Genomic DNA, 19,421 nt, shown 5'->3' with positions numbered 1-19,421 from the left:
CCATCAGTTGACGCGGCCGAGGTAGTCGCCGGTGCGGGTGTCGACCTTGACCCGCTCGCCGGTGGTGATGAACAGCGGGACCTGGATGACCGCGCCGGTCTCCAGGGTGGCGGGCTTGGTGCCGCCGGTGGAGCGGTCGCCCTGGACGCCCGGGTCGGTCTGGGAGATCTCCAGCTCGACCGCGGCGGGCAGCTCGATGTAGAGCGGGTTGCCGTCGTGCACCGCGACCGTGACCATCGCGCTCTCCAGCAGGTAGTCGGAGTTGCCTCCGACGACCTCGGCCGGGACGTTGAGCTGGTCGTAGGTGTCGGTGTCCATGAAGACGAAGGAGTCGCCGTCGTGGTACAGGTACTGCATCTCGCGGCGGTCGACGTTGGCCACCTCGACCTTGACGCCGGCGTTGAAGGTCTTGTCGACGACCTTGCCGGAGGTGACGTTCTTCAGCTTGGTGCGGACGAACGCGCCGCCCTTGCCGGGCTTGACGTGCTGGAACTCGAGGACGCTCCAGAGCGCGCCGCCGTCGAGCTTCAGGGTCATGCCGTTCTTCAGGTCGTTCGTCGTGGCCACGTCGGTCGTCTCTCCATGGGTCGAGAAAAGGTCTGCGGGGACCGGCGCACCGGCGGAGGACCACCGGTGCGGGCGGCCCGTTCCGCGGCGGGTGCCGGCGTGCGCGCGGCATCGGCACCGGTCCGCACACCGAAGTCTAGTGGCTCCGCCGGGTGCCGATGTTCACCCCCGGGTCGCGGAGCGCCCGGTCAGTCGGCGGCCACCGCCCGGTAGGCCGCGTCGAGGAGCTCCGCGGAGGGGCCGGAGAGGACCGAGGGGCGGGCTGTGCCGTCGAGGACGATGAAGCGCAGCACCGACCCGCGGGCCTTCTTGTCCACCCGCATCGCGTCGCGCAGGCCGGGCCAGGCCCCGGCGGCGTAGCCGGTGGGCAGGCCGACCGAGGAGAGGATCTCCCGGTGCCGCCGCACCAGGGCGGCGTCGATCCGGCCGTCCAGGCGGGCCAGCTCCGCGGCGAAGACCATCCCGATGGAGACGGCGTAGCCGTGCCGGAACCGGTAGTTCTCCGCGCGCTCGATGGCGTGGCCCAGGGTGTGCCCGTAGTTGAGGATCTCCCGGCGGCCGCTCTCCTTGAGGTCGGAGGAGACCACCTCGGCCTTGACCGCCACGGCCCGCTCGATCAGCTCGCGGGTGTGCTTCCCCTCGGGGCGGACCGCCCCCTCCGGGTCGGCCTCGACCAGGTCCAGGATGGCCGGGTCGGCGATGAACCCGGCCTTGATCACCTCGGCGAGCCCGCCGATGTAGTCGGCGGCGGGCACCCCGGGCAGGGTCGCCAGGTCGCACAGCACCCCGGCCGGCGGGTGGAAGGCGCCGACCAGGTTCTTGCCCTCCGCGGTGTTGATGCCGGTCTTGCCGCCGACCGCGGCGTCCACCATCGCCAGCAGCGTGGTGGGCACCAGCACCGCGCGCACCCCGCGCAGCCAGGTGGCGGCGACGAACCCGGCCAGGTCGGTGGCGGCGCCGCCGCCCACGCCGACCACCGCGTCGCTGCGGGTGAAGGAGGCCTGCCCGAGCCGCGCCCACAGCCCGGCGGCGACCGCGGCGTCCTTGGCCGCCTCGCCGTCGGGCACCGGCAGCGGCAGCACCCGCTTGCCCGCCGCCTCCAGCGCGCCGATCACCGGCCGGGCCAGCTCGCCCAGGGGCTCCGGGTGGATCACCGCGACCCGCTCGGCGCCCTCGCCCACCAGGGCGGGCAGCTCGCCGAAGATCCCGCTGCCGACGACCACGTCGTAGCGGGGCTCGGCGCCGCCGCCCACCCCGATCCTGGTGGTGCTCACGCGCGTCCCCCGTCCCGTTCGGGGAGGAGGGCGACGATCGCGTCGACGACCTCCTCCGGGTGCCGCCCGCTGGTGGGCACCGTGGCGGTGGCCAGCTCCTCGTAGACCGGGAGCCGCTCCTCCAGCAGGCTCTTGAGCCGGGCCCGCGGGTTGCCGGCCAGCAGCGGGCGGGCCTGGTTGAGGCCGACCCGCCGGGCCGCGTCGTCGAAGTCGACCTGGAGGTAGACCACGTGGTGGCGGGCGAGGTCGGCGCGGGTCTCCCGGTTCACGACCGCGCCGCCGCCGACCGCGACCACGCCCGGCCAGCCGGCCAGGGCCTCGGCGACCACCGCGCGCTCCAGGGCGCGGAACGCCTCCTCGCCGTCCTCGACGAAGATGTCGGAGACCGGCTTGCCGGCCCGCGCCTCGATCTCGTCGTCGGTGTCCATCAGCGCGACGCCCAGCCGCTCGGCCAGCGCCCGCCCCACGGTGGACTTGCCCGCGCCGGGCGAGCCGATCAGGACCGTGATCGGTGTGCTCATCGGGTTTCTCCTCCGGCGGCCGCGCCGGGGCGCGGCCGCCGCGCGTCTCAGGTGATGGCCAGCGAGTCCAGGTAGGAGCGGAGGTTGCGGGCGGTCTCGGCCACCGAGTCGCCGCCGAACTTCTCCACCGCGGCCTCGGCGAGCACGAGGGCGACCATCGCCTCGGCGACCACGCCCGCGGCGGGCACCGCGGTGACGTCGCTGCGCTGGTGGTGCGCCTGCGCGGGCTCGCCGGTGGCCACGTCGACGGTGTCCAGCGCGCGCGGCACGGTGGCGATGGGCTTCATCGCGGCGCGCACCCGCAGCGGCTCGCCGGTGGTCATGCCGCCCTCGACGCCGCCGGCGCGGTTGGTGCGCCGCCGGACCCCGTCCGGGCCGGGCTCGATCTCATCGTGCGCCTCCGAGCCGCGGCGGGCCGCGGTGCGGAAGCCGTCGCCGACCTCGACGCCCTTGATCGCCTGGATGCCCATCAGCGCGCCGGCCAGGCGCGCGTCCAGGCGCCGGTCCCAGTGCACGTGGCTGCCGAGGCCGGGCGGCAGGCCGTAGGCGAGGACCTCGACGACGCCGCCCAGGGTGTCGCCGGACTTCTTGGTGTCGTCGACCTCGGCGACCATCCGGGCACTGGCCTCGGGGTCGAGCACGCGCAGCGGGTCGGCGTCGATCCGCTCCAGGTCGTCCGGGCCGGGGAGGGTGCCCTCCGGGACGGAGACGGTGCCCATGGAGACCACGTGGCTGAGGATGCGCACGCCCAGCACCTGCTCGCAGAAGCGGCGGGCGACCTCGCCCACGGCGACCCGGGCGGCGGTCTCCCGGGCGCTGGCGCGCTCCAGGATCGGCCGGGCCTCGGAGTGGCCGTACTTCTGCATGCCGACCAGGTCGGCGTGGCCGGGCCGGGGCCGGGTGAGCGGGGCGTTCCGCGCCGCCTGGGCCAGCTCCTCCTCGGGCACCGGGTCGGGCGACATCACCCGCTCCCACTTGGGCCACTCGGAGTTGCCCACCTCGATGGCGATCGGACCGCCCTGGGTCCGGCCGTGCCGGACGCCGCCGATGACGGTGACGGCGTCCTGTTCGAATTTCATCCGGGCGCCCCGGCCGTACCCGGCGCGTCGGCGGCGCAGCGCGGCGGCGATGTCGTCCGTGGTGACGGACACGCCGGCCGGAAGGCCCTCCAGGATCGCGACCAGGGCCGGGCCGTGGGACTCCCCTGCGGTCAGCCAGCGCAACATGACCATGATCCTCCCATGCCCCGGGGGCGCGGGATACACCGGACCCGGCGCCGGGGCCCGGTTCAGGCCGCCATGAGCAGCGGCAGCGGGTCGCCGAGGACCAGGACCGCCAGGGCCCCGCCGATCATGAACGGGCCCAGCGGGATCTCGGTCTTCCGGTTCGCGCGGCGGAGCAGGATCAGGCCCAGGCCCAGCAGCGCGGAGACGGTGAAGGCCAGCACGGTGGCCGAGACCACACTCCCGATCCCCTGCCAGCCCAGGTAGAGGCCGAGCAGGCCGGAGAGCTTCACGTCGCCCCAGCCCATCCCGGCCGGATGGATGAACCAGAGCGCGAAGTAGAAGGCGTACAGCGCGGCGCCGCCGATCAGCGCGCCGGCCAGCCCGTCCCAGTCCGGCCCGGAGGTCAGCCCGGCCGCGGCGATCAGCGCCGCGGCGGGGAGGTAGGAGCGGAGCACCAGCGGGTTGGGCAGCCGCTTCACCCGGGCGTCGATGACCGCCAGCGGGACCCCGACCGCGGCGAGCAGGAGCAGCGCCGCCAGTGCGACCGGGGAGCCGCCGCCCAGGCCGCCGCCGAAGGCGTGGCCGAGCGCGGCGAACGCCGCCGCGGTCAGCACGGCGGTGGCGGCGGAGGCGGGCACGGTCCGGCCGCAGGACGGGCAGGCGCCGCGGAGCGCGAACCCGCGCACCGCGGGCAGCGGCAGCCCGCGCAGGAACGGGATCTCCGCCGCGCAGTGCGGGCAGGAGGGCGGCGGCGGGCCGGAGTCGTCGTCCGGCTCCGGGTCGTGCGGGCCGAACAGCGCCACGGTGCGGCCGAGCGCCGCCCCTACGGCGGCGCCGAGAGGGGCCAGCGCCAGCGCGAGGACGACGTCGGAGTAGGGGAAGGGGGACATGTCCGGCAACCTACCGGACCGGTCCGCGGCCGATCTCCGCGTTCCGGGCCCTGTGCCCGGCCCGGCGCGGGCCGGGCGGGTGCCGCCCGGCCCGGGGCGGGGTCAGTCCGCGCGGCGGGCGCGGACCACGGCGCTGAGCTCCACGCCGCCGGGGAGGATCGGGGCGAGCTCGGCGGCGAGCCGGTCGGCGACCCGGCGCATGGAGGAGTCGTCGCGCTTGTCCAGCTCCAGGCGGACGCCGATGTCGGCGCGCTCGGAGTCGTGGATGCGGACCCGCTCGATGCCGAACTCGGTGTGGGTGACCCGGTAGATCTTGGCCAGGACCTGGGGGTCGTCCTTGGGGTCGGGGACGCTGCCCTCCTCGGCCAGCACGGTGAGGAAGCGCCCCTGGATCGCGAAGTTGACCGGCCCGGCGACGTCGACGACCACGGCGTCGGCGCCCTCGTCCAGGGCGGCCTGGCAGGCCTCGGCGGCCGGGACCGGCACCGGCCGGGCGTCGGCGCGCCACCGCTTCACCGCCTCCACCGAGGTGAAGGCGAGGACGCCGCGGCGGCCGTCCTTGCCGACCATGACCGGGGTGGCGACCTCGCTCTTCTTGTCGCGCTTGAGGCCGCCGGCGCCCTCCTCCACCTCGGTGGGGACGGCGACCACGGGAATGAGCAGGCGGGACGGGGCGAGGGCGGTGAGGACCTGGCGGTCCCCGACCTCGCCGCGGGCGTACTTCTCCAGGCGGGCGGTGAGTTCGGGGTCGGCCGAGCCGTCGTCGTCGAGGAAGCGCTGAGCACCGGTGATGGTCGGTCTGGTCACGCTTGGCGACTCTACCCACCGGGGCGGGCGGGCAGTGACCGGAACGGGCTTTGCCCCCTTCGGGCGAGTCGGATGTCACCCCGGCGGCAGGGCCCATGGCCGGTGCGTGGCCCTCCCGTTGCCGAGCCCTTGCCCGCCGTTGGGAGCCGCTCCAGCAGAATCGGTACCGACCGGTCACGGCCGCTCCCCGCCCGCTCACGGCCCGGAGCCGTCCCCGGGCGCCGGGGCGCGGCGCGCCGCAGCGGTCCGGCCGGTCCCGGCGCGCGCTCCGCCGCCCTCCGCGCCGCGCGGACGCCCCGGGGAGGGGAATCGGCCGCGCGGAGGATCGCCCGAAACAGGGGGTTGGGAAATGACCGAGACGTCCGGGGCCGGGCTCGCCCAGGGGACCTGGCGGATCGACCCGGCGCACTCGCAGGTCGGCTTCAACGTGCGGCACATGATGATCAGCAGGGTGCGCGGCCGCTTCGACGTGTTCGACGCCGTACTGACCGTCCCGGAGGACCCGATGGCCGCGCAGGTGCGGGCCACCATCGACGCCTCCTCGATCGACACGCACAACCGGCAGCGCGACGACCACATGCGCTCGGCGGACTTCTTCGAGGTGGCCCGGTACCCGGAGTGGACCTTCGCCTCCACCGGGGTGCGGGCCGCCGGGGACGCCTTCCTGCTCGCCGGCGACCTGACCATCAAGGGCACGACCCGGCCGGTCGAGCTGGAGCTGGAGTTCAACGGGACCCGGCGGGACCCCGGCGGGCCGCTGCGGGCCGGGTTCCGCGCCGAGGGGCGGATCGACCGGAAGGACTTCGGGGTCGACATCGAGATGCCGATGGACGGCGGCGGCGTGGTGGTGGGCGACCGGATCAACATCGAGATCGACGCGGAGTTCATCCTCGACCAGGGCTAGACCGCCGACCGGGAAGGGGCGGCCGGCGCCGGAGAGCGCCCGGCCGGCCGCTCCTCCCCGATGATCTCGACGTTGCGGGCCTGTCAACGCGGTCCGATGGACGTCAAGGTCATCGCCGGGGGCGGGCCTCTCCGGGCAGCGGTCGGGGCGGGGCCGCCCCGACCGCTTTCACGACGCGCCGTCATATAGCCTCGGAGGGGCCGCGCCCGCGGCCCCTCCGCGCGTCCACGCCCCGACCGGAAGGCAGGAGCCCGCCGTGCCCAGCGCCCCGAACCCCTTCGGCCCCGACGTCGTGCGCGCGGTGACCGCGCACATGAACGGCGACCACCCCGAGGACACCCTGGTCATCTGCCGCGCCCTGGGCGGCGTCCCGGACGCCTCCGCCGCCCGGATGACCGGGCTGGACGGCGAGGGCGGCGACTTCGCGGCCACGGTCGGCGGCACCGAGAAGGCGGTCCGGATCCCCTGGGGGCGCCCGCTGACCGAGCGCGCCGAGATCCGCCGCGAGGTGGTCCGGCTCTACCGCGAGGCCTGCGCCGAACTCGGCATCGACCCGGACGCCGGGCGCGGCGGGCACGGCTGACCCCGCCGGGACCGCGCCTCCCGGCGCCACCGGTTCCGGACATCACTTAGGGGAAGAATGGGGGTTCCGCCCCACCGCCCGCCGCGCCCGGGCGGACTAGTCTGGAGGGGGCACAAGCCCGTTCCCGTCCGCATTCCCCCGTCCGCGCCGGCCGGCCCGGGCGAAGAACCGCGAACGAAGGACAGCGCTCGCACGATGGCCGATCCGAACCAGTCCGACCCGGTCCGCCCCTCCGACCCGGCGGCGCCGACCACCCGGCTCGACCCGGGGCAGGGCAAGGCGCCGGGGCCGACGCAGCGGATCACCCGGATGCTGCGCCCCCGGGAGGAGGGCGACGCGGAGCCCACCGGCGTGCTCCCGGACCCGCGGCGCACCGCCCGGATCGACCGCACCCGCACCGCGCCGCGCCCGCTGGACGCCACCGCCGTGCACCGCGACCGCACCGGCCCGGCGCCGTGGTGGCGGCGGGCCTGCGGCGCCGTCACCGGGATCCCGGCACGCCTGGTCACCCGGGCCGTGGTGGGTCCCGCCGGCGAACTGGACTACGCCGTCCCGGCCGAGGTCCGCGAGCGCTACACCGTGCTCGGGCACATCGGCTCCGGCGGCGAGGCCGTGGTCTACCTGGCCGAGCCGAAGGACGCCGGGAGCGGGGGCGGAGGCGGCGAGGGCGGCGGGACCCGGCTCGCGCTGAAGGTCTACCGCCCCGGCCACGACATCAACCGGGAGCTGCTGGAGCGGCTGCGCGCCCGCGGCGAGGCCGACCCGCACACCCCGGCGATCCACGGCTACGGGCACGCGCGCAGCGCCTGGGGCGAGGAGGTCGCCTGGGAGGCGCAGGAGTACTTCCCCGACGGGTCGCTGCGGTCCGTGCTCGACCGGGCCCCGCTGCCCGAGGAGGAGGCCCGCGCCGTCCTCGCCGGCGTCGCCGAGTGCCTGCACCACTGGCAGACCGAGCTGCAGCACAACCACACCGACGTCAAACCGGAGAACCTGCTGGTCCGCTCGGCGGACCCGCCGGCCTACGCGCTCACCGACTTCGGCGGCGCGGTGCGGGCCACGATGAGCCGGATCTACGGCCGGCTCGCCATCACCGAGGAGTACGCCGCCCCCGAGGTGGTCGAGGGCCGCCGGGAGGCTCCGGCCGCCTGGTGGTCGCTGGGCGTGATCGTGCACGAGATGGCCGCCGGGAGACGGCCGCCGCGCGGCGAGAACTGGCTGACCGCGCGGAGCGCGGAGATCGACGTCTCCGCCGTCGCCGACGAGCGGTGGCGGCTGCTGGCCCGCGGCCTGCTCGCCCCGGTGCCCGACGAGCGCTGGGGCCACGCCCAGGTGCGGCAGTGGCTGGACGGCGAGACCCCGGTGGTCGCGCGGGCCCGCCGCAACGCCCCGATCGTGTTCGCCGACGCGGTCCACCACGACCCGCCCAGCCTCGCCTTCGACCTGCTGGACCGGTCCGACAAGGGCGAGGTGTGGCTGCGCACGCACTGGTCCTCGCTGCGCACCTGGCTGGACCGCGAGGTCAACGACTACACCTTCGACCGCTCCCTGCTGAGCGCGCTGCAGGACCGCCCGGAGCTGGCGCACACCGCGATCAGCGCGCTCGCCGCGCACTTCATCCCCGGGATGACGCCCCGGTTCCGCGGGCACGACGTCAGCGCCGAGGGGGTGCTGGCGCTGGCCACCGGCGAGCGGTCCCGGCACGCGGTGCTGCGCGAGGCGGTGCGGAGCGGGGCCCTGGAGTACGCCGCCCGGCACTGGTGCGACCACCCCGGCTGCCACGACGACGGCGCCCGCCGCTGCGCCCTGCTGGAGCGGGTGCAGCACGAGGTCCCGCTGGTCATGGCGGAGGCCGAGGCGACGGTGCGGCGGCTCACCGAGGAGGGCGCCGGGGACTTCTCCGGTGTCGGCGGGCACGTGTGGGACGGCGCCTGGGCGCACGCCGCCGAGCTGGTGCTGGACCCCGAGGCGGCGCCGAGGGAGCGCCGGGCGCTGCGCGCCCAGGCGTGGAACCCGGCGCAGCGCGGCCCGGCCCGGCACGCCGAGTGGTGGCGGGCCCAGCGGAGCACGGCGCTGGGCGCCCCGGGGGAGATCGCGACCAACGCCGCGCTGGTCACGGTGGCGCTGCTGATGCCGGTCGCCACCGCCGTCGGCGCGGAGACCCGCCGCCGGGAGATCGCCGAGGGCAGGGACCGGCGCCGCGCCCGCTGGGAGGGCGCCCGGGCCAAGGCCGGGACCGCGCTCACCCAGGTCCGCGAGCGGCTGCCGCACGGCGGCGCGGACTCCCGGGACGGCGCCGGCGACCGGCAGCGGCCGCCGAACGCCCCCTACGACCCGCTGGCCGCCCGGCGGCCGCAGGGCGTCCCGCCGCGCGCCGGCGAGCAGCGCAAGGTGGACCGGGGCATGCGGCAGATCGAGCGCGCGATGAGCGCGGGCCGGTGCCGCCGCTTCGCCTACCCCGCCGCGGTGCTCGGCCTGGTCGACGGCGCGGGCCGGTCGATGCTCCCGCCGGAGGGCTTCTACCCGGAGAGCCCCGCGGTGCTCGGCGCCTACCAGGGGCTGCTCGACTTCCGGGAGAGCCCGGCGGTCTCCGCGGTCGCCGACGCGGCGAGCGGCCTGACCGGCCTGCTGCCCGGCGACGCCGGGTCGCAGTGGTGGCTGCCGGTGCTGCTCGGCGTGGTGCTGATCCTGCTCGGCCGGACCGCCGCCTCCCGCAAGCGCAAGGCCCGCACCCAGCTCGCCGCCTACCGCCTCTCCGTGGCCGGCTCCGTGGCGATGGCGGTCGTGCTCCTCGCCAACGGCCTGCTCACCCTGGGCGCGGGCGTCCTCATCCCGCTGGACGGCCTACTCGGCTGAACCGCGCACCCCACCGGCCCCGGACGGAGACCGGCACCGGAGACGCGGCCGCCCCGCCGCCTCCGTGAACGCCGCATGCCGTTGAGTGAATCCCAGTGTTCCTCTCGCTGGTCTCCTTCCTGCTTCACCGACCGCCGCCGGCTCCGAAGAGCGAGGTCTCACGCGGTCTCCACGAGGCGTTTCTCCTCTCCGGGCGCCTGGAAGCGGCGCCCTCTTCGAGGTGCGCCCGCTTCCAGGCGCTCTGACGGTGAACGCCCTGCATGCGCCGGATCGCCGAACCGCCTGAGGCGATGGCAACGGAGAATCATCGAGAGGTGCCGATGAAATGGTTGTCACCCCACCGGCCGCCCGGCGGGAGACCGCCGGAAAAGAGACCGACGGGGCCGGCCGCGCCGCCCCCTCCCCGCCCCTCCACGTCCATGACCGCGACACCGCCCGGCCGAAGGGCCCGGCCCGCTGCATCCGCCGCCCCCGGCCGGCGGCCTCCGTGGCCGGCCCGCTCCCGGGCACCGGGGAACCGGTTCGGGGCCTCCCCTGCCCCACCGCCGCCCCGGGGAAGCCGCGGCCGATGCTCCAGGGCGTCGAGCCGCCTCCTGCATACGAACGCCTCCGAGGCGGTCGGCGGAGTCCTCCCCGCCTCTCCGGCCCCTGGGAGCGGCGGCGCACGGGCCTCGGCCCGCGAGGCCGAAGGCGGCGGGAAAACCCGGCCTCCGGCCTTCCGCGCTCTGCGCCCGGCCGGGCGGCGGGTCCCGGCGGGCCGCCGCGCCCCCTCCCCGTTCTGCGGAGGCCCCGGGCCGGTCCGCGGACCGGTCGCGGCCGGTCAGGCGGGGCCGGGGTCCTCGTCCTCCGGACGGGCGGCGGGCGCGGCGGCGAGCAGGGCCTCCAGGCGGTACAGGTCCTCGGGGGTGTCGATGTCGTCGGGGGACGCGACGTCGTCGCAGGCCACCTGGGTGACCAGGCCGGGGTGGGCGCGGAGGAAGGGGCGGGCGCCGACGTCGCCCTCGGCCATGGCGTGCACGGCCGGCCAGTGCTCCCGGCGGATCAGCACCGGGTTGCGGGCGCGCCCGGCGTAGGAGGCCGCGACGACCTCGGCCCCGTCCTCGGCGGCGGCGATCAGCCGGCGGACCGCCGCCGCGGTGACCAGCGGCTGGTCGGCGAGGGCCACCACCACCGCGTCGGCGCCGCCGGGCGGCAGCGCGTCCAGTCCGGCCCGCAGCGAGGAGCCCATGCCGCTCGCCCAGTCCGGGTTGCACACCTCCGAGGCGCCCGGGACGGCGGTCTCGGCCGCACCGGTGACCACCAGCACCGGCGCGCACCCGGCCTCGCGCAGCATCCGCGCGCCCCGGTCGGCGAGGCGCTCCCCGGCCAGCTCCACCAGGGCCTTGGGCCGGCCGAGCCGGCTTCCCGCCCCCGCCGCCAGCAGCAGCCCGGCGACCCGCGGGCGTCGGTCCTCGGACATGCCGTCCCCTTCCTCACCGCCGGCCCGTCCGCTACTCCTCCGCCGGCCGCCCAGATCGGCCGTCCGCCGGCCTGGTCGGCCATCGGCCGCCCCTCCCCACCGACCGGCCTTCCTGCCGTCCTGCCCGGCCGTTCGCGGTTCCGGCGGCCGGGCCGGGGGCTCCGGGGTCAGGCGTCCCGGCGGGCCGGGGTGAGCGGGCGGGCCAGTGGTTCGACGTGGATGCGTCCGGTGGTGTCGGTGAGCGGCCGCCCGCTGCCGCCCCACCGGCTCTGGATCAGCTCGGCCGCGATGGAGACCGCGGTCTCCTCCGGGGTGCGGGCGCCCAGGTCCAGGCCGATCGGCGAGCGCAGCCGGGCCAGCCGCTCCGCCGGGACGCCCGCCTCGCGCAGCCGGGCCGCCCGGTCCTCGTGGGTGCGCCTGCTGCCCATCGCGCCGATGTAGCCGGCGCGGGTGCGCAGCGCGACCTCCAGGAGCGGGACGTCGAACTTGGGGTCGTGGGTGAGCACGCAGATCGCGGTCCGCTCGTCGACCTGGTCCTCGATCTCGGCGAGGTAGGCGTGCGGCCACTTGACCACGACCTCCTCGGCGCGCGGGAAGCGGCCGGAGGTGGCGAAGACCGGGCGGGCGTCGCAGACCGTCACCCGGTAGCCCAGGTAGGCGCCGATGTCGGCGACGGCCGCGGCGAAGTCGATCGCGCCGAACACCAGCATCCGCGGCGCGGGCGCGAAGGACTGGACGAACACCTCCAGCTCGTCGCCGCGCCGCTGGCCGTCCGCGCCGTAGTGCAGGGTCCCGGTGCCGCCCTGGGCGAGCATCCCCCGGGCGTCGTCGTCGACCGCCGCGTCCAGCCGGGGCGCGCCCAGCGACCCCTCGGCGCCGTCCGGCCACACCACCCGGCGGGCGCCGAGCGGGCCCGGGCCGCCGGCCACGGTCGCCACCGCGACCGGGCGGTGGCCGTCGACGGCCGCGATGACGTCGCCGAGCTGCGGGTAGCGGCGCGGGTCCACCGGCTCCACCAGGACGTGCAGGGTGCCCCCGCAGGTCAGGCCGACGGCGAAGGCGTCGTCGTCGCTGACGCCATAGGTCTCCCGAACCGGCATCCCGGTCTCGATGACCTGCTGCGCCAGCTCGTAGACGGCGCCCTCGACGCAGCCGCCGGAGACGCTGCCCACCACCTCGCCGGAGGGGGCGACGGCCATCGCCGCACCGGGCTCGCGGGGCGAGCTGCTGTAGGTGTCGACCACGGTGGCCAGGGCGAACGTCTCGCCCTCGGCGTACATCTCCGCGACGGCCGAGCGGATGTCACGCACGTGCTCCTCCTCCTTCGAGGGGGCCGCCGGCGATGGCGGCGGCCAGGTGTTCGAGCGCCTCCAGGCTGTGCCCGGACACGAAGTCGTCGACGTGCGGCAGCGCCGCGGCCATGCCCGCCGCGAGCGGCCGGTAGCCCGGCTGGGCCTTGTGCGGGTTGACCCACACCACCCGGTGCGCGAGCCGGGAGAGCCGGGCGGTGGCGGCGCCGAGCAGGGCGGCGTCGCCGCGCTCCCACCCGTCGGAGGCGATGACCGCCACCGCCCCGCGGGCCATGCCCCGCCCGCCGTGCACGTCCAGGAAGCGCTTGAGCTCGGTGCCGAGCCGGGTGCCGCCGCGCCAGTCCGGGACGGCGGCGCCGGCCGCGCGCAGCGCCCGCCCGGGGTCGGCGGTGCGCAGCTCCCGGGTGATCCGGGTCAGCCGGGTGCCGATGCTGAACACCTCGGTGCCGGCCGGGTGGCCGCGCACCAGGGCGTGCGCGAAGCGCAGCAGGGACTCGGCATAGGGCGACATGGAGCCGCTGACGTCGACCAGCAGCACGACCCGGCGCGGCCGCTCGGCGCGGTCCCGGTACCGGAGCCGGATCGGCTCGCCGTCGGTGCGCGCGGCGGCGGCGAGGGTGCGCCGGGGGTCCAGGGCGCCCCGGGCGGCCGGGGCCCGCCGCCGGGTCCGGCGGCGCGGGCGGCCGGTGCGGATCAGCGAGACGAGCCGGGCGACCTCGGCGCGCTCCGCCGCGGAGAGCTGGCCGATGTCGGCGCGGCGCAGCACCTCGGTGCGGTCGGCGGCGACCGGGTGCAGCGGGCCGTCCGGCCCGGCGGCGGCCTCCTCCCCTCCTTCCGGAGCCCAGGGCGGGGTGCGCGGCGGCCCCGGCGGGGGCCGGCGGCGGCCGCCCGCCGGCCGGGCGCCGCCGAAGTAGGCGGCGAAGCAGGCGTCGTAGGGGGCGAGGTCGTCCGGTCCGGAGCAGAGGGTGAGCCGCCCGGCCCAGTACACGTCGCGGGCCCGGACGGGGTCGACGGCGGTCAGCGCCTCGGCGAAGGCCGCGGTCCGCGCGGTGTCGGCGGGCACGCCGGCGGCGCGCAGCGCGCGGGCGAAGCCGGCGATCGCGGTGGCCGCGCCGCCCGGGCCGAGCACCGGCGCGCCGTTCACCGCCGCCTCCGCCGGGCCGGGCCGGCCGGGGGCGCGGGGCGCGGGCGGCGCGGCGCCCCGGTCATCGCGGCGCCTCCGCCGCGCCGTGCTCCGGCCGCCCGTCGAGCAGGGCGTCCAGCCGGAGGCGGACGGCCTCGTGGTCGTCGCGGTGCTTGAGGACCGCGCCGAGGGTGCGCGCGGCCGCGTCGGGGGTGAGGGCGGGGGCGCCCAGCGCGGCCAGGGCGGCGGTCCAGTCGATGGTCTCCGCGACCCCGGGGGGTTTGAGCAGGTCGACGCCGGTCCGCTCGGGGTCGCGCAGCCGCTGGGCGGCCGCGGCGACCGCGCGCACCAGGTGCTCGGGCGCCTCCGGGCGGCGCCTGCGGATGATCGCGACCTCCCGCTCGAAGGAGGGGTGCGGCATCCAGTGGTAGAGGCAGCGCCGCTTGAGGGCGTCGTGCACCTCTCGGGTGCGGTTGGAGGTGAGGACGGTGAGCGGGGGTACCCGGGCGCGGACGGCGCCCAGCTCCGGGATGGTGATGGCGAAGTCGGAGAGGAACTCCAGCAGGAACGCCTCGAACTCGTCGTCGGCGCGGTCGATCTCGTCGATGAGCAGCACCGCCGGGTGCGCCGGGTCGGCGGCGGCCTCCAGGGCCCGCATCAGGGGGCGGGCCAGCAGGTAGCGGCGGTCGTAGAGGCCGGATTCCAGCTCCTCGGCGGCGATCCGGCCGCCGGGCGCCCCGGCCTCGGGGGCGGCCGCCTGCGCCGCGCGCAGGTGCAGCAGCTGGCGGGGGTGGTCCCAGTCGTAGAGGGCCTGGGAGGCGTCGATTCCCTCGTAGCACTGGAGCCGGATCAGCGGGGAGCCGAGGACCGCGGCGAGCGCCTTGGCCAGCTCGGTCTTGCCCACCCCGGCGTCGCCCTCCAGGAAGAGCGGGCGCCCCATGCGCAGCGCGAGGAAGCAGGCGGTGGCGGCGCCGTCGTCGGCGAGGTAGTCCTGCTCGCCGAGGAGGCCGGCGAGCGCGGCGGGGTCCGCCGGCCCCGGTCCGCCGTCCGGCCCGCCCGGGGGGCCCGCAGAGGCGCCGGCGGGCGCGTCCGCTCCGCGCGGTCGGTCGGGGGCCTCGAATGCGCCCATTCCGTTCCCCTCTCTCGGCCGAGGACTCATGTCCCAGGCTATGTGCCCCGCGCCACACGGCAGAGGCGGCGGCCCGCCGAATCTCCTCCGGACCGCCGCCCGCGTCCCCGTGCTCCCGCGCATCCGGCCGGGCCGCGGCCGCCCGGCCGGTCCGGATCGGGGCGGGCGGTTCCCCGCCGGACGGGGCAGGGGCGTCCGCGGCCGTTCCGGGACGTGTTCCGGGGTCCCGTGCCGACCGGTCGCCCTCCTCCGGGACAGGGGCCGGTCCCCGTTCCGTTCCCGACCGGCCGGGCGGCCGGACGGCCGGCCGTCCGTCGGGGGCTCGGCCGGTGCCGGTCTCGGCGGGGGCGGGGAAAAACGGGACCGGCCCCGCTCTCGGGGAGCGGGGCCGGTCCTCGGGTCGGCTCTTCGGGGTCGGTTGCGGAGCGCCGCGGCCGGTGCGTGCGCCTCAGGTCGGCAGGAACGCGATCAGCGCGATGGCGACGACCGCGGTCCAGAACACGAGGCTCGCCAGGTCGACGGTGCCGCGCCGGGGGCGGGTCTGGCCTTCTCTGCGGGTCCGGACGTCCATACCCGGTGTGACGCGCGGCGCACCCGACCGGTTCGGCCCGCCCGCACCGGGCTTCCCGGAACTCCCCCGGCCCCCGTCAGGCGCCCGGTTCCTGCGCCTCGCCGCGCTGCTCCAGGAGCTCCTTGAAGGCATCCAGGTCGGCGGTGGCCCGGGGCCCGTCGTTGCTCTGGATCCCCATGACCGCCAGGGTGGAGCCGTCGGAGAGGTCCATCGAGGGCCACGGCTCGCCCTCGCGCATCGCGATGTCGACGATCTCCGCCCACTCCAGGACGTGCGTTCGGATGCCGTTGACCACCGTCACGCCGTCCTCCGCGGCGATCAGCCTGGGGCGTCCGAGCAGGTGCAGCACCCCGGCGAACACCAGCCCCATCAGCACCAGGCCCACCCGGTCCTGCAGCCTCCAGTCCGGGGGCAGCATGGCGGCCAGCACCGTCATCGTGGCGATGAGGAGCACGGCCGACCCGTAGGCGACGATCCTGATGTTGCGGGGCCGGTACACCACGGGGAGCCGCGGTCCCGCGCCGGCGGTGTCCTCGCCCACCACGGCCTCTCCACTGCTGCTCGTCGGCATCTTCTCCTGCTTCTCCGCTCTCGGCCGTCTGCTCCTGGGGCGCTAGCGGGCCGCCGCCGCGCGCCGGTCGCCGGCGCGCAGCGCGCGCAGGGCCAGGGCGGAGTCGATCGCGGCCGCGGCCGCCTCCCACCCCTTGTCCTCGATGGCGCCGGGCAGGCCGGCGCGCGCCAGCGCCTGCTCCTGCGTATCACAGGTGAGCACACCGCTCGCCACAGGGGTGGACTCGCGGAGCGCGGCCTCGGTCAGCCCGTGGGTGACCGCCTGGCAGACGTAGTCGAAGTGCGGGGTGCCGCCGCGCACCACCGCGCCCAGCGCCACCACGGCGTCGTGGCCGCGGGCCAGCTCCTGGGCGATGACCGGCAGTTCCACCGCGCCGGCCACGCGCACCACGGTGGGCGGCTCGGTTCCGGCCGCCTCGGCGGCGGCCAGCGCCCGCTCCAGCATGGGTTCGACCACATCGGCGTTCCACCGCGCGGCGGCGATGCCCAGGGTCAGGCCCGGCGCGTCGGGCACCTGGGCGTCGGGGCGTCCGGTGACGCTCATGGCTTCCGTCCTCTTCCTCGTGTTCCGTCCCGGTCCCCCGGAGTGCTCCGGGGGCCGGAGGTCATTCGCCGGCGGAGACCCCGGGCAGGTCGTGGCCCATCCGGTCCCGCTTGGTGCGCAGGTAGCGCAGGTTGTCCGGGGTGACGGCGGCGGGCATCGGGGTCCGCTCCGGGACCGGGACGCCGTTCTCCTCCAGCGCCCGCTCCTTCTCCGGGTTGTTGCTGAGCAGCCGGATCGAGCGCACCCCCAGGTCGGACAGGATCCCGGCGGCCGCGGCGAAGTCGCGGGCGTCGGCGGGCAGGCCCAGCTCCAGGTTGGCGTCGACGGTGTCGGCGCCGGTGTCCTGCAGCCGGTAGGCGCGCAGCTTGTCCATCAGCCCGATGCCGCGGCCCTCGTGCCCGCGCAGGTAGACCAGGACGCCGCGGCCGGCCGCGGCGATCTCGGCCATCGCCGCCTCCAGCTGCTCGCCGCAGTCGCAGCGCAGCGAGCCGAACGCGTCGCCGGTGAGGCACTCCGAGTGCACCCGGACCGGCACCTCCGCGCCGTCGGCGACCTCGCCCATCACCAGGGCGACGTGCTCGGCGCCGTCGGCCCGGCCCAGGTAGCCCACCGCCCGCCAGACGCCGTGCCGGTTGGGCAGCCGGGTCTCCGCGGCGCGCTCCACCTCGCGGGCGCGGGAGGTGCGCGGGGCCTCCGCGGTGCGGGCCGCCCCCTCCGCCTGCTCCAGGTGGGCGACGAGCTGCTCGATGGAGACCAGGCGCAGCCCGTGCTCGTCGGCGAACTCGCGCAGCCGGGGCAGCCGGGCCATGGTGCCGTCGTCGTTGACCACCTCGGCGATCACCCCGGCGGGGCGCCGGCCGGCCAACCGCGCCAGGTCCACCGCGGCCTCGGTGTGGCCGCGGCGGGCCAGCACGCCGCCGGGGCGGGCGCGCAGCGGCAGCACGTGGCCGGGGCGGGCCAGGTCGGCGGCGGTGCTGCGGGCCGAGGCGAGCAGGGTGATGGTGCGGGCCCGGTCCGCCGCGGAGATCCCGGTGGTCACGCCGGTGCGGGCGTCCACCGTGACGGTGTAGGCGGTGCCCATCCGGTCCTCATTGGCGGCGATCATCAGCGGCAGTTCGAGCCGGTCCAGGTCCTCCCCGGTCATCGCGGTGCAGACCACGCCGGAGGTGTACCGGATCATGAAGGCGAGCAGTTCGGGGGTGGCGGCCTCGGCCGCGAAGATCAGGTCCCCCTCGTTCTCCCGGTTCTCGTCGTCGACCACGACGACCGGGCGGCCGGCGGCGATGTCGGCGATCGCGTCGGCGACGGCGTCCAGGCGGACGGGGGCGGGCGCGGGGGCGTCCGGTGCGGCGGTGGTCATCGTTCCTCCGGGTGCGGGGGCCTCTGGTGCGGTGCGGGGCGCCTCGGCGGCGCGGGGCGGGGTCATGTGCGCACCTCCGCCTCGGCCGCGCCGGGTTCGCGGAGCCGGTACTGCCGGACCCAGTCGCGGATGCCGGCCGCGGCGAGCACGAAGAACACGCTGTAGACCAGGCCGCTGACCCACAGGCCGGACATCAGCGCCAGCGGGACGCCGACCAGGTCGACGATGATCCACACGAACCAGAAGTCGATCAGGGCGCGGCTCTGCCCGAACGTGGCGATCGCGCTGCCGACGAAGATGAAGGCGTCCGGCCAGGGCGCCCAGGAGGCCCCGGTGGCCTGGAAGAGCAGCGCCACCGCGACGGTCCCGCCGAGCAGCAGCCCGAGCAGCAGGCCGCGCTCGTGCCCGGTGGCCGGGCGGACCTTCAGGTCGGCGCCGCCCTTGGTGGCCCGCGCCCAGCGGGTCCAGCCGTAGGCGACCAGGCCGATGAACATGAGCTGCTTGAGGGCGTTGCCGGTGAGGTGGGCGTCGATGGAGACGGCGAACAGCAGCACCGCGCCGGTCAGCTGCACCGGCCAGGTCCACATCGACCGGCGGACCGCCAGCGCGACGGTGGCCAGTGCGGCGATGTTGCCCAGCAGGTCGGCCCAGCGGACGTGCTCGCCGAAGAGGGTGAATCCGGCGTAGGCCCATTCCAGCCACCACACGCCGGTGTGCGCGCCGCCCATCAGGCACGCCCCCTTCCGGCGGCGTCGGCGGCGGACGCGGCGCCGGCCGAGGCGATCCGCTCGACGTACTTGGCGATGACGTCGACCTCCAGGTTGACCGTGCCGCCGACCGCGGTGCGGCCCAGCGTGGTCAGCTCCAGGGTGGTGGGGATCAGGCTCACCGTGAAGGCGGCGTCCTCGACCGAGGCGACGGTCAGGCTCACCCCGTCGACCGCGATCGAGCCCTTCTCCGCGACGTAGCGGGCGAGGTGGCCGGGGAGCGAGAAGCGGAGCGTCTCCCAGCGCTGCGCGGGGGTGCGCTCCAGCAGTTCGGCGGTGCCGTCCACGTGGCCCTGGACGATGTGCCCGCCGAGCCGGTCGGAGGCCCTGGCGGCGCGCTCCAGGTTGACCGGGGAGCCGGTGCGCAGCGCGCCGAGCGAGGAGCGGTCCAGCGTCTCCTTCATCACGTCGGCGGTGAACGCGCCGCCGGAGGCCCCGGTGACGGTCAGGCAGACGCCGTTGACCGCGATGGAGTCGCCGTGTGCGGCGTCGGAGGTGACCAGGGGGCCGTGCACGGTGATCCGCGCCGACTCCCCGTGAGCGTCGGAGAAGGGCGTGATCTCGGCGACCTCGCCCAGTTCCTCCACGATTCCGGTGAACATCCGGTTCCGAACCCCTAACCTTGTCAGGCTCCGGGGTTCTCGGCTCGGCGGGCTCACCCGCCGGCTGTAAGAACCGGTACGCCGCCGCCCGCCCTACCGGGCCGAGAGGGGCCGACCGGTCCCACGCGTACTGCCTCCCATCCGGACTTTCACCGTCGGTACCGGAATTCCACCGGTTCAACCGGCCGATGGCTTCGGCCGGGTCGCGGACTGTCACCGCCGGTTCGGATTTTCACCGACCCCGGAGCACGCGTTTCGACTACGTCTTGGTCGAACAGTCTGCCACGCCGGCGCATTCCCGGCGTTCACCGGGGCCCCTGGTGAACCGGCCGGAGGGGGCGGTGCGCGGGGCGGCCGCCGG

The 19,421-nt window shown here is 76.6% G+C and carries 19 protein-coding genes and 1 riboswitch; of the genes, 3 read left to right on the top strand and 16 right to left on the bottom strand.

All coding sequences use genetic code 11. The annotated features are described in order from the left end of the window. Window positions 1–3 precede the first annotated feature (3 nt). The 6 genes from efp to D459_RS0101275 all read right to left on the bottom strand — a co-directional run bounded on the left by efp (window position 4) and on the right by D459_RS0101275 (window position 5,285). Window positions 4–567 (bottom strand): elongation factor P, encoded by a 564-nt coding sequence (gene efp, locus D459_RS0101300; protein WP_017591178.1) that lies wholly within the window; start codon window positions 565–567, stop codon window positions 4–6. A 188-nt stretch (window positions 568–755) separates the two neighbouring features. After that, window positions 756–1,841: a 3-dehydroquinate synthase gene (gene aroB, locus D459_RS0101295; protein WP_017591177.1), complete on the bottom strand. Its 1,086-nt coding sequence runs from the start codon at window positions 1,839–1,841 to the stop codon at window positions 756–758. Beyond that, window positions 1,838–2,362, bottom strand: a complete 525-nt coding sequence (locus D459_RS0101290; protein ID WP_017591176.1) for a shikimate kinase — start codon at window positions 2,360–2,362, stop codon at window positions 1,838–1,840. Before D459_RS0101290 ends, aroB begins: the two co-directional genes overlap by 4 nt. 47 nt (window positions 2,363–2,409) lie before the next feature. Next, window positions 2,410–3,588: a chorismate synthase gene (gene aroC / locus D459_RS0101285; RefSeq protein ID WP_017591175.1), complete on the bottom strand. Its 1,179-nt coding sequence runs from the start codon at window positions 3,586–3,588 to the stop codon at window positions 2,410–2,412. A gap of 62 nt (window positions 3,589–3,650) precedes the next feature. After that, window positions 3,651–4,478 carry a prepilin peptidase gene (locus D459_RS0101280; protein WP_017591174.1) on the bottom strand — a complete coding sequence of 276 codons (828 nt, stop codon included), beginning with the start codon at window positions 4,476–4,478 and terminating at the stop codon, window positions 3,651–3,653. Window positions 4,479–4,580: 102 nt separating this feature from the next. Beyond that, window positions 4,581–5,285 carry an SseB family protein gene (locus tag D459_RS0101275; protein ID WP_017591173.1) on the bottom strand — a complete coding sequence of 235 codons (705 nt, stop codon included), beginning with the start codon at window positions 5,283–5,285 and terminating at the stop codon, window positions 4,581–4,583. 349 nt (window positions 5,286–5,634) lie between these two features. On the opposite strand from D459_RS0101275, the gene D459_RS0101270 reads away from it, so the two are divergent. The 3 genes from D459_RS0101270 to D459_RS0101260 all read left to right on the top strand — a co-directional run bounded on the left by D459_RS0101270 (window position 5,635) and on the right by D459_RS0101260 (window position 9,625). Next, window positions 5,635–6,189, top strand: a complete 555-nt coding sequence (locus D459_RS0101270) for a YceI family protein (RefSeq protein WP_017591172.1) — start codon at window positions 5,635–5,637, stop codon at window positions 6,187–6,189. Between the two features lie 313 nt (window positions 6,190–6,502). After that, window positions 6,503–6,772, top strand: coding sequence for a DUF2470 domain-containing protein (locus tag D459_RS0101265; RefSeq protein WP_051065294.1), 270 nt, complete (start codon window positions 6,503–6,505; stop codon window positions 6,770–6,772). A 195-nt stretch (window positions 6,773–6,967) separates the two neighbouring features. Next, window positions 6,968–9,625 carry a protein kinase domain-containing protein gene (locus D459_RS0101260; protein ID WP_026119954.1) on the top strand — a complete coding sequence of 886 codons (2,658 nt, stop codon included), beginning with the start codon at window positions 6,968–6,970 and terminating at the stop codon, window positions 9,623–9,625. 820 nt (window positions 9,626–10,445) lie between these two features. Here the strand turns inward: D459_RS0101260 and D459_RS30355 are convergent. The 10 genes from D459_RS30355 to D459_RS0101210 form a co-directional block, all read right to left on the bottom strand. After that, entirely contained in the window at window positions 10,446–11,084 is a 639-nt protein-coding gene (locus D459_RS30355) for a nucleotidyltransferase family protein (RefSeq protein WP_017591170.1), read from the bottom strand. A 167-nt stretch (window positions 11,085–11,251) separates the two neighbouring features. Continuing rightward, window positions 11,252–12,394, bottom strand: coding sequence for an XdhC family protein (locus D459_RS0101250; protein ID WP_017591169.1), 1,143 nt, complete (start codon window positions 12,392–12,394; stop codon window positions 11,252–11,254). Further along, window positions 12,387–13,538 (bottom strand): vWA domain-containing protein, encoded by a 1,152-nt coding sequence (locus D459_RS0101245; RefSeq protein WP_017591168.1) that lies wholly within the window; start codon window positions 13,536–13,538, stop codon window positions 12,387–12,389. Before D459_RS0101245 ends, D459_RS0101250 begins: the two co-directional genes overlap by 8 nt. Before the next feature lie 61 nt (window positions 13,539–13,599). Then, complete coding sequence (locus D459_RS30350) at window positions 13,600–14,646, bottom strand: AAA family ATPase (RefSeq protein WP_017591167.1); 1,047 nt, start codon at window positions 14,644–14,646, stop codon at window positions 13,600–13,602. 448 nt (window positions 14,647–15,094) lie between these two features. After that, on the bottom strand, window positions 15,095–15,217 hold the full coding sequence (locus D459_RS37285) for a hypothetical protein (RefSeq protein WP_017591166.1): 123 nt from the start codon (window positions 15,215–15,217) through the stop codon (window positions 15,095–15,097). 76 nt (window positions 15,218–15,293) lie between these two features. Next, window positions 15,294–15,788: a PH domain-containing protein gene (locus D459_RS0101230; protein WP_081620394.1), complete on the bottom strand. Its 495-nt coding sequence runs from the start codon at window positions 15,786–15,788 to the stop codon at window positions 15,294–15,296. Window positions 15,789–15,830: 42 nt separating this feature from the next. After that, complete coding sequence (gene ribH / locus D459_RS0101225) at window positions 15,831–16,331, bottom strand: 6,7-dimethyl-8-ribityllumazine synthase (RefSeq protein WP_017591164.1); 501 nt, start codon at window positions 16,329–16,331, stop codon at window positions 15,831–15,833. A gap of 61 nt (window positions 16,332–16,392) precedes the next feature. After that, window positions 16,393–17,691 carry a bifunctional 3,4-dihydroxy-2-butanone-4-phosphate synthase/GTP cyclohydrolase II gene (locus tag D459_RS0101220; RefSeq protein ID WP_017591163.1) on the bottom strand — a complete coding sequence of 433 codons (1,299 nt, stop codon included), beginning with the start codon at window positions 17,689–17,691 and terminating at the stop codon, window positions 16,393–16,395. A gap of 62 nt (window positions 17,692–17,753) precedes the next feature. Further along, window positions 17,754–18,419, bottom strand: coding sequence for a nicotinamide riboside transporter PnuC (gene pnuC / locus D459_RS0101215; protein ID WP_017591162.1), 666 nt, complete (start codon window positions 18,417–18,419; stop codon window positions 17,754–17,756). Further along, complete coding sequence (locus D459_RS0101210; RefSeq protein ID WP_017591161.1) at window positions 18,419–19,060, bottom strand: riboflavin synthase; 642 nt, start codon at window positions 19,058–19,060, stop codon at window positions 18,419–18,421. Before D459_RS0101210 ends, pnuC begins: the two co-directional genes overlap by 1 nt. A 123-nt stretch (window positions 19,061–19,183) precedes the next feature. After that, window positions 19,184–19,314: riboswitch (FMN riboswitch) on the bottom strand. Between the last annotated feature and the right edge of the window lie 107 nt (window positions 19,315–19,421).

This window comes from Nocardiopsis potens DSM 45234 (genome assembly GCF_000341105.1).
GTDB lineage: Bacteria > Actinomycetota > Actinomycetes > Streptosporangiales > Streptosporangiaceae > Nocardiopsis_A > Nocardiopsis_A potens.
This window is presented reverse-complemented; position numbering and strand designations above follow the sequence as displayed.

Coding starts and splice junctions, on each gene's coding strand:
- D459_RS0101290 (WP_017591176.1), bottom strand. CDS start 2,362: ATGAGCACACCGATCACGGTCCTGATCGGCTCGCCCGGCGCGGGCAAG.
- aroC (WP_017591175.1), bottom strand. CDS start 3,588: ATGTTGCGCTGGCTGACCGCAGGGGAGTCCCACGGCCCGGCCCTGGTC.
- D459_RS0101280 (WP_017591174.1), bottom strand. CDS start 4,478: ATGTCCCCCTTCCCCTACTCCGACGTCGTCCTCGCGCTGGCGCTGGCC.
- D459_RS0101270 (WP_017591172.1), top strand. CDS start 5,635: ATGACCGAGACGTCCGGGGCCGGGCTCGCCCAGGGGACCTGGCGGATC.
- D459_RS0101265 (WP_051065294.1), top strand. CDS start 6,503: ATGAACGGCGACCACCCCGAGGACACCCTGGTCATCTGCCGCGCCCTG.
- D459_RS0101260 (WP_026119954.1), top strand. CDS start 6,968: ATGGCCGATCCGAACCAGTCCGACCCGGTCCGCCCCTCCGACCCGGCG.
- D459_RS30355 (WP_017591170.1), bottom strand. CDS start 11,084: ATGTCCGAGGACCGACGCCCGCGGGTCGCCGGGCTGCTGCTGGCGGCG.
- D459_RS30350 (WP_017591167.1), bottom strand. CDS start 14,646: ATGGGCGCATTCGAGGCCCCCGACCGACCGCGCGGAGCGGACGCGCCC.
- D459_RS37285 (WP_017591166.1), bottom strand. CDS start 15,217: ATGGACGTCCGGACCCGCAGAGAAGGCCAGACCCGCCCCCGGCGCGGC.
- D459_RS0101230 (WP_081620394.1), bottom strand. CDS start 15,788: ATGCCGACGAGCAGCAGTGGAGAGGCCGTGGTGGGCGAGGACACCGCC.
- ribH (WP_017591164.1), bottom strand. CDS start 16,331: ATGAGCGTCACCGGACGCCCCGACGCCCAGGTGCCCGACGCGCCGGGC.
- D459_RS0101220 (WP_017591163.1), bottom strand. CDS start 17,691: ATGACCACCGCCGCACCGGACGCCCCCGCGCCCGCCCCCGTCCGCCTG.
- pnuC (WP_017591162.1), bottom strand. CDS start 18,419: ATGGGCGGCGCGCACACCGGCGTGTGGTGGCTGGAATGGGCCTACGCC.
- D459_RS0101210 (WP_017591161.1), bottom strand. CDS start 19,060: ATGTTCACCGGAATCGTGGAGGAACTGGGCGAGGTCGCCGAGATCACG.